12 protein-coding genes are annotated in these 12498 nt (G+C 73.3%); 6 read left to right on the top strand and 6 right to left on the bottom strand.

Annotation, left to right across the window (positions count from 1 at the left end; genetic code table 11):
* The first annotated feature begins 30 nt into the window (after nucleotides 1-30).
* Complete coding sequence (locus tag ACGFQC_RS15375) at nucleotides 31-1428, top strand: FAD-dependent oxidoreductase (RefSeq protein WP_363086829.1); 1398 nt, start codon at nucleotides 31-33, stop codon at nucleotides 1426-1428.
* A 92-nt stretch (nucleotides 1429-1520) separates the two neighbouring features.
* Here the strand turns inward: ACGFQC_RS15375 and ACGFQC_RS15380 are convergent, their stop codons facing one another.
* Entirely contained in the window at nucleotides 1521-2492 is a 972-nt protein-coding gene (locus ACGFQC_RS15380; protein ID WP_363086828.1) for a zinc-binding dehydrogenase, read from the bottom strand.
* 202 nt (nucleotides 2493-2694) lie between these two features.
* Between ACGFQC_RS15380 and ACGFQC_RS15385 the strand changes: the two genes are divergently transcribed.
* Complete coding sequence (locus ACGFQC_RS15385; RefSeq protein ID WP_363086827.1) at nucleotides 2695-3405, top strand: pentapeptide repeat-containing protein; 711 nt, start codon at nucleotides 2695-2697, stop codon at nucleotides 3403-3405.
* A gap of 295 nt (nucleotides 3406-3700) precedes the next feature.
* On the opposite strand, the gene ACGFQC_RS15390 is transcribed toward ACGFQC_RS15385, so the two are convergent.
* Complete coding sequence (locus ACGFQC_RS15390) at nucleotides 3701-4201, bottom strand: hypothetical protein (RefSeq protein ID WP_363086826.1); 501 nt, start codon at nucleotides 4199-4201, stop codon at nucleotides 3701-3703.
* 155 nt (nucleotides 4202-4356) lie between these two features.
* Between ACGFQC_RS15390 and ACGFQC_RS15395 the strand changes: the two genes are divergently transcribed.
* Complete coding sequence (locus ACGFQC_RS15395) at nucleotides 4357-5772, top strand: M1 family metallopeptidase (RefSeq protein WP_363086825.1); 1416 nt, start codon at nucleotides 4357-4359, stop codon at nucleotides 5770-5772.
* A gap of 201 nt (nucleotides 5773-5973) precedes the next feature.
* Here ACGFQC_RS15395 and ACGFQC_RS15400 read toward each other — a convergent pair whose 3' ends face one another.
* Nucleotides 5974-6549, bottom strand: coding sequence for a TerD family protein (locus ACGFQC_RS15400; protein ID WP_109000378.1), 576 nt, complete (start codon nucleotides 6547-6549; stop codon nucleotides 5974-5976).
* 147 nt (nucleotides 6550-6696) lie between these two features.
* Here ACGFQC_RS15400 and arfB point away from each other — a divergent pair, with 147 nt between their 5' ends.
* Entirely contained in the window at nucleotides 6697-7134 is a 438-nt protein-coding gene (gene arfB, locus ACGFQC_RS15405; protein ID WP_363086824.1) for an alternative ribosome rescue aminoacyl-tRNA hydrolase ArfB, read from the top strand.
* A gap of 40 nt (nucleotides 7135-7174) precedes the next feature.
* Here arfB and ACGFQC_RS15410 read toward each other — a convergent pair whose 3' ends face one another.
* Nucleotides 7175-7666 carry a GNAT family N-acetyltransferase gene (locus ACGFQC_RS15410; protein ID WP_363086823.1) on the bottom strand — a complete coding sequence of 164 codons (492 nt, stop codon included), beginning with the start codon at nucleotides 7664-7666 and terminating at the stop codon, nucleotides 7175-7177.
* A 48-nt stretch (nucleotides 7667-7714) separates the two neighbouring features.
* Complete coding sequence (locus tag ACGFQC_RS15415) at nucleotides 7715-8206, bottom strand: flavin reductase family protein (protein WP_393288308.1); 492 nt, start codon at nucleotides 8204-8206, stop codon at nucleotides 7715-7717.
* A gap of 443 nt (nucleotides 8207-8649) precedes the next feature.
* Between ACGFQC_RS15415 and cdgB the strand changes: the two genes are divergently transcribed.
* Both cdgB and ACGFQC_RS15425 read left to right on the top strand, forming a co-directional pair.
* On the top strand, nucleotides 8650-10356 hold the full coding sequence (cdgB, locus tag ACGFQC_RS15420) for a diguanylate cyclase CdgB (RefSeq protein ID WP_363086822.1): 1707 nt from the start codon (nucleotides 8650-8652) through the stop codon (nucleotides 10354-10356).
* Nucleotides 10357-10509: 153 nt separating this feature from the next.
* Complete coding sequence (locus ACGFQC_RS15425) at nucleotides 10510-11454, top strand: carbohydrate-binding protein (RefSeq protein WP_363086821.1); 945 nt, start codon at nucleotides 10510-10512, stop codon at nucleotides 11452-11454.
* A 6-nt stretch (nucleotides 11455-11460) separates the two neighbouring features.
* On the opposite strand, the gene ACGFQC_RS15430 is transcribed toward ACGFQC_RS15425, so the two are convergent.
* Complete coding sequence (locus ACGFQC_RS15430) at nucleotides 11461-12405, bottom strand: 1-phosphofructokinase family hexose kinase (protein ID WP_363086820.1); 945 nt, start codon at nucleotides 12403-12405, stop codon at nucleotides 11461-11463.
* Nucleotides 12406-12498 lie beyond the last annotated feature (93 nt).

Genomic DNA, 12498 nt, shown 5'->3' on the forward strand with positions numbered 1-12498 from the left:
CCGGCTGTTCGGGCGGGTTAGCGTCCGGCCATGAGCAGCGGTGTCGTGAACGGCGGGATCTCCTACTGGTACGCGGACGACGGCCTGCCCGCGGTGCGGGAGCCGCTCTCCGGTGACGCCTCCGCGGACGTCGTGATCGTCGGCGGCGGCTACACGGGGCTGTGGACCGCGTACTACCTGAAGAAGGCCGCGCCCTTCCTCCGGATCACCGTCCTGGAACAGCGGTTCTGCGGGTACGGCGCCTCCGGGCGCAACGGCGGCTGGCTCTACAACGGCATCGCGGGCCGCGACCGGTACGCGAGGCTGCACGGCCGGGACGCCGCCGTACGCCTGCAGCGGGCGATGAACGACACCGTCGCCGAGGTGATCCGGGTGGCCGGCGACGAGTCGATCGACGCCGACGTGCAGCGCGGCGGGGTCCTCGAAGTGGCCCGTACGCCCGCCCAGCTGGCGCGGCTGAAGGCCTTCCACGCACACGAACTGGCGTACGGCGAGCAGGACCGTGAGCTGTACGGCGCCCGGGAGACCGCCGCGCGGGTCCGGGTGGCCGGCGCGGTCGGCTCCACGTGGACCCCGCACGGGGCGCGGGTGCACCCGGTGAAGCTGGTGAAGGGGCTGGCGGCGGCCGTCGAGGCGCTGGGCGTCGTGGTGCACGAGTCGACGCCGGTCACCGAGATCCGGGCGGGGCACGCGGTGACGCCGTACGGGACAGTGCGGGCGCCGTACGTGCTGCGGTGCACCGAGGGTTTCACGGCCTCGCTGAAGGGGCAGCGGCGGACCTGGCTGCCCATGAACTCCTCGATGATCGCCACCGAGCCGCTGACCGACGGGCAGTGGGCGGCGCTCGGCTGGGACGGCCGGGAGACGCTGGGAGACATGGCGCACGCCTACATGTACGCGCAGCGCACCGCCGACGGACGGATCGCGCTGGGCGGGCGCGGGGTGCCGTACCGCTTCGGGTCCAGGACGGACCACGACGGACGGACGCGGGAGGCCACCGTCGAGGCGCTGCGCGAGATCCTCGTCGCGTTCTTCCCCGCGCTGGCCGGGGTACGGGTCGCGCACGCCTGGTCGGGGGTGCTCGGCGTGCCGCGGGACTGGTGCGCGACGGTCACCCTGGACCGTTCGACGGGCCTCGGCTGGGCGGGCGGGTACGTCGGCTCGGGCGTCGCCACCGCCAACCTCGCCGGGCGCACGCTGTGCGACCTCGTCCGGCTGGACTCCGGGCAGGGCGGGCGGACACCGCTGACGGAGCTGCCGTGGGTCGGTCACCGGGTCCGCCGGTGGGAGCCGGAGCCGCTGCGCTGGCTGGGCGTGCAGGGCATGTACGCCACCTACCGGGCGGCCGACCGCCGGGAGACGCGGACCCACAGCGCCGGGTCGTCACGGCTGGCGCGGATGGCGGACCGGGTGGCGGGACGGCACTGAGCCGGCCCGCCGGGCGGCTCGGTGCGGCTCCGGGCGGCTTCGAGCGGCCGCCGCGAGCGGCTTCGGCGAGCCGTTGAGCCGCCGCGCCCGTGTCAGGGTTCCAGGACGACCTTGCCGGTCGTCCGGCGGGTTTCCAGGGCGCGGTGGGCGGCGGCCGCCTCGCGCAGGGGGAAGCGGTGGACGGAGGGGACGAGGCGGCCCGTGGCGGCCTCGGTGAGGGCGCGCACTTCCAGGGCGCGCAGACCGCCCGCCCTCTCCAGCATCGCCGGGCCGAGGACCGACTGCGAGACACCGTCCACGAAGTGGCCCCTGCCGTCCCCGACGCCCTCCGCCGACCAGCCGAAGACGAGGTGCCTGCCGCCGGGGCCGAGCAGCGCCACCGCCTCGCGGGCGACCTCGCCGCCGACGCCGTCGAAGACGACGGTGGCGGGCCGGCCGGCCAGGAAGGCGCGGACCTTCCCCGGCCAGGACGGGTCGGTGTAGTCGACGGCGAGGTCGGCGCCGTTCTCCCGGACCAGGGCCGTCTTCGCGGGCCCGCCGGCGAGCCCGACGACCGTGGCGCCCGCGTTCTTCGCGTACTGCACGAGCAGGGTGCCGATGCCGCCCGCGGCGGCCGGGACGACGGCCACCGTGCCGGGGTCCGGTTCGGCGAACTGGAGGATCCCCAGCGCCGTACGGCCCGTGCCGATCATCGCGACCGCCCGGGCGGCGTCCAGGTTCGCCGGGATCCCGTGGAGGCGGTCGACGTCGGTGACGGCGAGTTCGGCGTAACCACCGGGAGCGAAGCCGAGGTGGGCGACGACGCGTCTGCCGAGCCACGCGCCGTCCACCCCCTCGCCGAGGGACTCGACGACCCCGGCGACCTCCCGGCCCGGGACGGTCGGCAGCACCGTCGGCTGAGGCTGCGGGCCCTGGAGGCCCTCGCGCAGGGCGGTGTCCAGCAGGTGCACGCCGGCCGCCCCGACGGCGACGCGGACCTGGCCCGGCGCGGGGAGGGGGTCCTCGACCTCCTCGAAGGTGAGGTTCTCGGCCGGGCCGAAGGCGTGCAGGCGGACGGCGTGCATGAGGTTCTCCCCGGAGTCGCTCGCGTGGACCGGCCCGGCCCCGCGCGGTCCCGCACGGTCGTGCGGGACCCTGTGCGCCCACTCTGCGACCTCGAGCACGCTTGAGGTCAAGGCCGTTCCGGCCGGGGACGAGCAGGGCGCCGGGCGGGGGCGTTCGCGCAGGTCGGCGGGGATTGTCAGTGGCGGGGTGCAGCATGGGGACATGGCGAGGACGGGCGCGGGTGGCGGGAGCAGGGCGAGGACGGCCGCGGGCGGTGGCGGCCGGGTGAAGGCCGCGCGGCGGCCGGAGGTGCGGCTGCCGCCCCTCGAGCCGTACGACGGCGCGGGGCTGGAACCCGACGGGGACTACGACGGGCTGGAGTTCCGCGGGTCGGACCTCTCCGGGCAGGACGGCGGGGGCGCCCGCTTCATGGACTGCGCGTTGTCGGGCTGCGTGCTGGACGGGGCGCGTCTGCACCACGCCCGCCTGCTCGACTCGGTCCTCACCGGCATCCGCGGCGTCGGCACCGACCTGGCCGAGGCGACCCTGCGCGACGTCGAGCTGGTCGACGCCCGCCTGGGCGGGACGCAGGTGCACGGTGCGGTGCTGGAGCGGGTGCTGATCCGCGGCGGCAAGATCGACTTTCTGAATCTGCGTCAGGCCCGGCTGCGGGACGTCGTCTTCCAGGGCTGTGTGCTGATCGAGCCGGACTTCGCGGGCGCCCGCCTGGAGCGCGTGGAGTTCGTGGACTGCGTTCTGAAGTCGGCCGACTTCACGGCGGCGACCCTGACGGACACCGACCTGCGCGGCGCGACGGAGCTGGGCATCGCGGGCGGCCTGGACCGGCTGTCCGGTGCGGTGATCAGCACGGGGCAACTGCTGGACCTGGCGCCGGTGCTGGCGGCGGAGCTGGGGATCAGGGTGGAGGACTGAGACGGGTGGGGGCGTTCTACGGAAACGTGCTGGTGGCACGGCCGCGCGAGGAGACGGTGCCGCTGCCGGCGGAGGAGGGCATGTAGGGGTTTCCGGTACCTGGCAGAGGGCGCCTGCCGCACGGCACGTCGGCGGGGTACCCGGTGACGCTCGGCGGCGGGGCGGGGCGGTGCGGTGCGGCCGACGCCGAGCGGGTGAGGGGGGCAGGCGGGGCGCGGTCCGGTCGGCCGGGGCAGGGCCCGACGAGGTGGCGGCCGGTCGGGGTGGGGCCCGGCCGGGGCGGCGTGGGTGCTGCTCAGCCCAGTCGGGGGAAGCGGGCCTGGAGGGTCCAGATCGCCGGGTTCTCGTCCAGGTCGTCGTGGAGGTCGACCAGGTCCGCGATCAGGTCGTGCAGGAAGTCGCGTGCCTCGCGGCGCAGTTCGGCGTGGGAGAAGGTCAGCGGGGCTTCCTCGGCCGGCATCCAGTCGGCCTCGATGTCGACCCAGCCGAAGCGGCGCTCGAAGAGCATGCGGTCGGTGGACTCGGTGAAGTCCAGCTCCGCGTGCTGGGGGCGGGAGGCGCGGGAGCCCCGGGGGTCCTGGTCGAGCCGCTCCACGATGTCGCACAGCGCCCACGCGAAGTCGAGCACCGGCACCCATCCCCAGGCCGTGGAGATCTCCCGGTCCGCCTTGGTGTCGGCCAGGTAGACGTCCCCGCAGAACAGGTCGTGCCGCAGCGCGTGGACGTCCGCGCGGCGGTAGTCGGTCTGCGGGGGGTCGGGGAAGCGGTTGGAGAGGGCGTAGCCGATGTCGAGCACGTAGGTGATGGTGTCACGGGTCCGAAGGGGCGGGCGCCCCTGAGATCCCCGGCATCTCCCGGTCCGCGCGGTCCCGCGATCCCCGGCATCTCCCGGTCCGCGCGGTCCCGCGATCCCTGACATGTCCTGATCCGCGCCCGCCTAGGATCGCTCACATGTCCCGATCCGCGCGCCTTGTCAGGGCCGTCGCCGTGGCCGCCGTCTGGGGTCTCGCACTGCCCCTCGCCCTCTCCGGTTGCGACGGGGGCGGGCCGGACGACGACGCCGGCGGCGCGGGGGTCGGCGACCCTTACTTCCCGAAGGCGGGCAACGGCGGCTACGACGTCCGGCACTACGGCCTCGAGCTCGCCTACGACCCCGCCGGCCGCCGCCTGTCCGGTACCGCACGCCTCACCGCCCGCGCCACCGCACCCCTCTCCGCCTTCGACCTCGACCTGACGGGCATGACGGTCGAGGAGGTCACCGTCGAGGGCCGCCAGGCGTCCTTCGAGCGCGACGGACAGGAGCTGACCGTCCGCCCCGAGGACCGCCTCCGCAAGGGCGAGACCTTCGAGGTCACCGTGCGCTACGCCGGCCGCCCCGAGACGATCACCGACCCGGACGGCTCGGAGGAGGGCTGGCTGCGGACCGCCGACGGGGCACTGGCGCTCGGCGAACCGACCGGCTCCATGGCCTGGTTCCCCGGCAACCACCACCCCTCCGACAAAGCGTCCTACGACCTCGCCGTCACCGTGCCGCGGGGCCTGACGGCCGTGTCCAACGGGGAGCCGCGCGGGGAGCGGACCACCGGCGGCCGTACGACGTTCGCCTGGCACGCCGCCGAACCCGTGGCGAGCCACGTCGCCACGCTCACGATCGGCCGGTACACCGTCACCCGGTCCCGCACCGGCGACGGCCTGCCGGTGTACGTCGCGGTCGACCCCACCCAGGCCGCCGCGAGCCGCACCGCGCTGGCCCGGCTGCCCGAGGTCGTGGAGTGGGCGGCGGACAACTTCGGCCCGTACCCCTTCTCCTCCACCGGCGCGATCGTCGAGCGCCCGCGCGACTCCGCGTACGCCCTCGAGACACAGAACCGCCCCGTCTTCCCGGGCGCCCCCGAGGTCGGACTCCTCGTCCACGAAATCGCCCACCAGTGGTTCGGCAACTCCGTGACCCCGAGGACCTGGCGGGACATGTGGCTCAACGAGGGCTTCGCGACCTACGCCGAGTGGCTGTGGACGGAGGACGAGGGCGGCCCCACCGCGGAGGAGACCTTCACCGAGTTGTACGAGCACGGTGAGGACACCTACGAGGACCTCTGGGAGTTCCCGCCCGCGCGGCCCACGAGCGCCGCCGAGATCTCCGCCGACCCCGTCTACCAGCGCGGTGCGATGGTCGTCCACAAGATCCGGCAGGCCGTCGGTGACGACGCCTTCCACGACCTCGTGCAGGGCTGGACCGCCGCCCACCGCCACGGCAACGCGGACACCGGCGACTTCACGGCGTACGTGGAGGAGCAGGTCCCGGACCAGGACTTCGAACCGCTCTGGCGCGACTGGCTGTACGGGAGGGACCGGCCGGAACGCCCCTGACCCGCGGTCAGTGGCCGCCGTGCGAAGCCTCCCGCGCGTCGAGCGGCCCGGCGGGGCCCCGCGGCCACACCGGCTCGGCCTCCTGGGCCGGTGCCCCGGTCACCTGCTCGGGCCGGATGCCCCCCGCGAACGGCAGAGCCCCCGGAAACGGCGGAGCCCCCGGCCTGCGCGGCCGAGGGCTCCGACAGGGCGTCGCGTCCGTCAGACGTTGACGCCGAAGTCCTGGGCGATGCCCACCAGGCCCGAGGCGTAACCCTGGCCGACGGCGCGGAACTTCCACTCGGCACCGTTGCGGTACAGCTCGCCGAAGACCATGGCCGTCTCGGTGGCCGCGTCCTCCGACAGGTCGTAGCGGGCGATCTCGGCGCCGCCGGCCTGGTTGACGATGCGGATGTAGGCGTTGCGGACCTGACCGAAGTTCTGCGAGCGGTTCTCCGCGTCGTAGATGGAGACCGGGAAGACGATCTTGTCGATGTCGGCGGGGAGGCCCGCGAGGTTGACGTTGATCGCCTCGTCGTCGCCCGCGCCCTCGCCGGTGCGGTTGTCACCGGTGTGGACGATGGTCTGGTCCGGCGTCTGCTTGTTGTTGAAGAAGACGAAGTGGGCGTCGGAGTAGACCTTGCCCTGCGGGTTGACCGCGATCGCCGAGGCGTCGAGGTCGAAGTCCGTGCCGGTGGTGGTGCGGACGTCCCAGCCGAGGCCCACGGTGACGGCGGTCAGGCCCGGAGCCTCCTTGGTGAGCGAGACGTTGCCACCCTTGGACAGGCTTACAGCCATTGTTGGGAGTCCTTCCCTCGTTGTGTAACAGGCACGAAGCTACAGCTACCCCTATGAACGCCGCGAGGGCACGCCAAGGTTCCCCGTGTCTTTACTTTCTTTGCCAAACCCTAATTCGCGTGACGTGGACGGGTCAGGCGGGGGAACATGTACGGCATGTCCGGTCCCCATGTCATCAGAGGCTCCGTCCGCCTTCCCGAGGCCGAGCTGGTGTGGCGTTTCTCGCGGTCCTCGGGGCCCGGCGGGCAGCACGTCAACACCAGTGACTCGCAGGTGGAGCTGCGCTTCGACCTGGCGCGCACCGAGGCGCTGCCCGAGGTGTGGAAGGCGCGCGCGCTGGAGCGGCTGGCCGGCCGCCTCGTCGACGGCGTCGTCTGCGTCCGCGCCTCCGAACACCGTTCGCAGTGGCGCAACCGTGAGGCCGCCGCCGTACGCCTGGCCTCCCTGCTCGCCGAGGCCACGGCTCCGCCGCCCAAACCGCGCCGCGCCACCCGCATCCCGCGCGGGATCAACGAACGCCGGCTGCGGCAGAAGAAGCAGCGCTCGGAGACCAAGCGCGGCAGGACGGGCCGGGACTGGGGGTGAGCGGCCTCCGGCCGGGGCCCCGCCGCCGGGGCGTCCGCCTTCACTCCCGTACACGTTCCAGTGCCAGCACCCCCACCACCTCGCCCTCGCTGCGCTCCCCCGTGTCGCGGAAGCCCAGGCCGAGGTAGAAGCCCTCGGGACCGTGGTCGCCGGGGTGCCAGGTGACGTACAGCTCCTCGCCGCCGCGGGCGCGGATCCGCCGGGCGACGGACTCGACGGCGAACCGGCCGTAGCCGCGGCCCTGTTCGCCCGCCTGGATGTTCAGCCGCCACAGGCCGGAGCGGATCACGCTGCCGTCCCCGTGCCAGTCGATGTCGAAGAAGGCCATCAGGAAGCCGACGGGCCGCCCGCCGTCGACGACGAGGCGCGGCCAGGCGACCCCGGGATGCGCGTACGCCTCCGCGAGGGACTTCACCACGGGGGAGACCGCGAATTCCTGCTCGGGGTGGACCCGAATGCCGAGAGCGGCTTCCAGATTTGCGGCGGTTATTTCTTCGAGACGGAGTGCGGAAGCCGCCGGGGGGATGGTCATGGGGCAAGCGTAGGAAGGGAGTTCCGTACGCGGCCACTGAATTGCCGTTCAGTCCAGGTGGCGGTAACGGCCCTTGAAATAGAGCAGCGGTCCGCCTTCCACGCTCGGCACGCGCGCGTGCAGCACCCGGCCGATCACCAGAGTGTGGTCCCCGGCCGCCACCCGCTGCTCGGTACGGCACTCCAGCGCGGCCAGCGCGCCTTCGAGCAGGGGTGCGCCGGTGGCCTCGCCGCGGGTGTACGGGAGGTCCCCGAAGAGGAGCCGGTCGCTGAGCCGGCCCTTCATCGCGAAGCGTCCGGCGATGTGCCGCTGGCTCTCCGACAGCACCGACACCGCCCACAGGGGCTGTTCGTCGATCAGGTCGTCCATCCGGGAGCCGGTGCGCAGGCTGACCAGCACCAGGGGCGGCTCCAGGGAGACGGACAGGAACGCCGTGGCCGTCATCCCCGCGTTCTCGCCCTCCGGTGCCCCCGGGTCGTCCGGGTCCAGCGGGGGCTCCTGCGCGGTCACCAGGACCACTCCGCCGGCCAGCCGGGACATGGCGGCACGGAACTGTTCGTCGCTCACCCCCACAGCATGCCCAAAGGGGCTGGCGGGAGCGGACGCGGCGGGTGGGTTCTTGAGCAGGTCGGCAGGCACGCTCCGCACGCTAGTCCCCGGTCCGGCCGCCCCGCATCGGACCTTCGCCCGAGTACGGTCGTAGGTCCCCGGACCGATTCCCGTACCCTCTCCGGAAGGGGAGTCGTACGCTCAGTAAACGCACAGGGAAAAACGCAGAAACTCTTCTCAATTGCTCAGGTTTTCCTGTGACTTGAGTCACAAGGGGCGGGAATTGTTGACCCTGTGTACCGAGTGGGCAGCGCGCTGTGATTCAGTGGCGGAGGCGTCACAGGTACGGACACAGCGACATGCGCAACGACAGAAACGACGTTACGCCGAAGACAACCCTTGATTCGCTGCGAAGTCTCGGGGGGAGGGCGAGCATGGAGGCCGAGTCGGAGCCTTACGTCCGTCTTGCGTCCCTGCGACAGCTGCACCAGGTCATGGCCGACATGAACACGGCCCGCAGCCTGGCCGACACGCTGCAGACGGTCGCCAACGGCGTCGTGACCGCCCTCGGATACGAACTGGCCTGCGTCAACCTCGTGCGCCCCGACGGCGACCTCGTCGTCGCCGCCCTCTGCGGGGACCCCGCCGCCGAGGCCCTCATCACCGGCCGGGTCGGCTCCCGCGACTCCTGGGAGCGCCGGCTGAGCATGGGCGAGACCTGGGGCGACCTGGTCTTCATACCCCACACCGAGGGCTGGGTCCTCGACGACGACGACGTCCCGCAGTGGTACACGGACGGGCCCGCGCCCCGCTTCGAGGACGAGTGGCACCCCTCCGACCGCCTGTTCGCCCCCATGTACACGCCCGCCGCCCCCGGCGGCAACGGCGTCTGCGGCGAACTCATCGGCGTCCTCTCCGTGGACCGCCCGCGCAACGGCCGACGGCCCGGCGCCTGGGGCCGCGAAGCCCTCCAGATGTACGCCTTCCAGGCCGCCATCGCCATCAGCAACGCGCGTCTGCGGTCCAACATGCAGCGCGCCCTGGTCCGCCTCGAACGCGAACAGCAGGCCCTGCGCGCCAGCGAGGAGAGCTTCCGCCAGGCCTTCGAGTACGCCCCCTCCGGCATGGCCATCGCCGAGATGGGCGGCGACCAGCACGGCCGGATCCTGCGCACCAACGACGCCCTGTGCCGCCTGCTGGGCCGCCCCGCCTCCGCGCTGCGCCGCTACTCCTTCTCCGACCTCGTCCACCCCGAGGACATCGGCACCCTGCTGCGGACCTCCGCCGAGGGCGGCCGCGCCGAACTGCGCCTCGGCCGCCGCGACGGGACGTACGTCTGGGTGTCGCTGCGCAACTCCGTCGTCGCCGACGCCGCCGACGGCCCCCGTTTCCTCCTCACCCACGTCGAGGACATAGAGGACCGCAAGCGCCGCGAGCTCCAGCTCGCCCACCGCGCCTCCCACGACTCCCTCACCGGCCTGCCGAACTCCGCCGAGCTGCGCTCGCGCCTGTCCTCCCGGCTCTGCGCGCGCCCGCAGTCCACCCACCCCGCCGCCGTCGATGCGATGGACGCCCAGGGGCACCCCGCCTTCGGCACCGGCGACCACGGTTTCGACACCCGCGACCGCGGCTTCGACTTCCGGACCGACGGCGCGGAGCGGTTCGACGGCGCGGACAGCCTCGACGCCTACGACCACCACGTGCACACCGTCGCCCCCGTGGACGGTGCCCGCGACGACGGCACCAAGGGGCTCGCGGTCCTCTTCTGCGACCTCGACGGCTTCAAGTCGATCAACGACCGGTACGGGCACAACGCCGGTGACGCGGTCCTCATCGAGGTCGCCCGCAGGCTCTCGCACGGCGTCCGCGACGGCGACACCGTCGCCCGGCTCGGCGGCGACGAGTTCGTGATCCTCGCCGACGGCCTCGGCCGCGCCGACGCCCAGGACCTCGCCGTACGCCTGCGCAACGAGATCATCCAGCCGATCCGCGCCGAGGGACGGGCCGTCCGGGTGGGTGCCAGCTTCGGCATCGGCTGGGCGCACTGCGGGATGACCGCGGACGAGGTGCTGAAGTCCGCCGACGAGCGGATGTACGTAGAGAAACGATCTCGTCCCAAACAGCACAGACGGGCGGGATGATCCGCAGGTCAGCGCACCGCTCCCCGGAACGGTGCGATCCGATTCACCCGTTCGGCGGGTCCGGAGCGGGTAGGCTCGCTCTCCTCCGCACGTATGGACGCGTAGGGATACGCGGACCGCATCCGCCCCGCACCTGTTGAGGAGTACGAAGGGATGACGCCCGGCAACAACGGCGCGAGCACGCCCGAGGACGACGACCCGTTCGGCTACCTCTACGCCGACGGCCAGGCCAACGGAGCCCAGCCTCCGTCCGGTGGTGGCTACGGATACCCGTCGGTCAACCGGGTGCGCCCGGTCGGCGAGCGCCAGTACGGCCAGCAGCAGAGCGCGCAGTACGGGCAGCAGGCGGTGCCGCCCCAGCAGGGTGCCTACGGCCAGCCGACCGGCCAGCACGCCGGGCCCGAGAGCTTCTCCGGCGGCGCCGGCACCCCCACCGGCAACCGGCAGCAGGGGCTCGGCGGCGGCCGGGGCCGCGGCCCCAACACCAAGGGTCTGCTGATCGGCGCGGTCGCGGTGGTCGCGGCCGTCGTCATCGGCATCGCGGTGGCGATGACGGGCGGCGACTCGGAGGACGACAACAAGGCCGGCGGCGAGGTCTCCTCCGCGCCCACCGCCTCCGAGAGCGCCTCGCCGAGCGCCTCCGGCAGCGACGAGCCCGAGAAGGAGGCCGAGCTGCCGACGATCGACGCCAAGGCCCTGCGCCTGGGCGGCGCGGCCGCACTGGCTTCCGACGTCGAGGGCGCCCAGGCGGACGGCGGCATCTACGTCGCCCTGAACCAGGTCGGCAACTCCGTCACCTGGAGCGTCGACGGCATCCCCGAGGACGGCGCGTACACGCTCTTCGCGCACTACAGCACCGCCGGCGAGGACCAGTCGATGACCCTCACGGTCAACGGCAAGAAGTTCGGCCAGCCGCTGAGCATGAAGAACTACGCGAAGGCCGCCGACAACGACTTCGCGAAGGGCTGGACCACCACCTTCGCCTGGCCCACTCTCACCAAGGGCACCAACACCATCAGCCTGTCCTGCGAGAACGGCGACAAGTGCAACGTGCTCCTGGACCAGTTCTGGCTGAAGAAGGGCCAGGTCGAGGACTGACCGCGGTCAGGCCGCGGTGACCTCCCCGGTCACCGCGACCCGGCCCAGCAGGTCCCCGTAGGCCGCCCGGTCGAACTCGCCGGCCGTCGGGGACAGGGCGGTCGCCGTGGCCAGGGCGGCCGCGCGGGCCAGGGCCTCGGGCCAGGGGAGCCGTTCGACGAGGCCGGAGAGCAGGCCCGCGGAGACCGCTTCACCGGCGCCCGCCGGGGTGCCGGGCCGACGGGCCGCCCGGGTGCCGGGCAGCCGGGTCGGTGGGGTGGCGTGCCAGCGGCCTTCCGGGGTCGCCGCGATCAGGCCCTGGGCGCCCAGGGACGCCACCACCGAGCGGGCGCCGCGCCGGCGGGCGTCCTGCGTCGCGCGCGACGGCTCGTGGGAGCCGGTCAGTTCGGCCAGCTCCTCGGCGTTCGACCTGATCAGGTCCGGGCGCGCCGCCACCGCGCGGCGCAGTGCCTCACCACCGGTGTCCAGCAGCACGGGTACGCCCGCGGCCCGCGCGGTGCGCACCAGGACCCCGTACGCGCCCACCGGCACCCCCGGCGGCAGGCTGCCGCACAGGGCCACCGCGTCGGCGCCGGCCAGCAGCCGCTCGTACGTCTCCTGGAAGGCGGACCACTCGGCGGGGGTGATGACCGGGCCCGGTTCGTCGAACCGCGTGGTCTGCCCGGTGCGTTCGTCGACCACGGTGAGCGTGCGGCGGGTCGGGGCGGCGCACGGGACGAGCGCGTCGGTCACGCCGGTGAGCCGCTCCCGTACGACGCGGCCGGTGGGGCCGCCCGTGAAGCCGGTGACCGTCACCTCGTGCCCGAGGGCGGCCAGGACACGCGCCACGTTCAGTCCCTTGCCGCCGGAACGTTCCGTCACCTCGGTCACCCGGTGCGTGGCGTGCGGGAGCAGGGCCGGGACGCGGTAGGTGACGTCCAGAGCGGTGTTCGGCGTGACCGTGAGAATCACCTGGCCCGACCTCCCCCGATCAGCGGCGTTCGGCCGCCGTTTGCTTGAATTCGCCCTTCCGGACGGCCTGATCATGCCAAAGAGACGGCGGTC

Origin of the sequence: Streptomyces sp. NPDC048734 (genome assembly GCF_043198675.1) — a bacterium.
Classification (GTDB): Bacteria; Actinomycetota; Actinomycetes; order Streptomycetales; family Streptomycetaceae; genus Streptomyces.

Excerpts from the sequence above, each read along its gene's own strand:
- ACGFQC_RS15375 (WP_363086829.1), top strand. The coding sequence starts at position 31 with ATGAGCAGCGGTGTCGTGAACGGCGGGATCTCCTACTGGTACGCGGAC.
- ACGFQC_RS15410 (WP_363086823.1), bottom strand. The coding sequence starts at position 7,666 with ATGACCATCCCCCCGGCGGCTTCCGCACTCCGTCTCGAAGAAATAACC.
- ACGFQC_RS15400 (WP_109000378.1), bottom strand. The coding sequence starts at position 6,549 with ATGGCTGTAAGCCTGTCCAAGGGTGGCAACGTCTCGCTCACCAAGGAG.
- arfB (WP_363086824.1), top strand. The coding sequence starts at position 6,697 with ATGTACGGCATGTCCGGTCCCCATGTCATCAGAGGCTCCGTCCGCCTT.
- ACGFQC_RS15380 (WP_363086828.1), bottom strand. The coding sequence starts at position 2,492 with ATGCACGCCGTCCGCCTGCACGCCTTCGGCCCGGCCGAGAACCTCACC.
- cdgB (WP_363086822.1), top strand. The coding sequence starts at position 8,650 with ATGGAGGCCGAGTCGGAGCCTTACGTCCGTCTTGCGTCCCTGCGACAG.
- ACGFQC_RS15385 (WP_363086827.1), top strand. The coding sequence starts at position 2,695 with ATGGCGAGGACGGGCGCGGGTGGCGGGAGCAGGGCGAGGACGGCCGCG.
- ACGFQC_RS15415 (WP_393288308.1), bottom strand. The coding sequence starts at position 8,206 with ATGTCCCGGCTGGCCGGCGGAGTGGTCCTGGTGACCGCGCAGGAGCCC.
- ACGFQC_RS15425 (WP_363086821.1), top strand. The coding sequence starts at position 10,510 with ATGACGCCCGGCAACAACGGCGCGAGCACGCCCGAGGACGACGACCCG.
- ACGFQC_RS15395 (WP_363086825.1), top strand. The coding sequence starts at position 4,357 with ATGTCCCGATCCGCGCGCCTTGTCAGGGCCGTCGCCGTGGCCGCCGTC.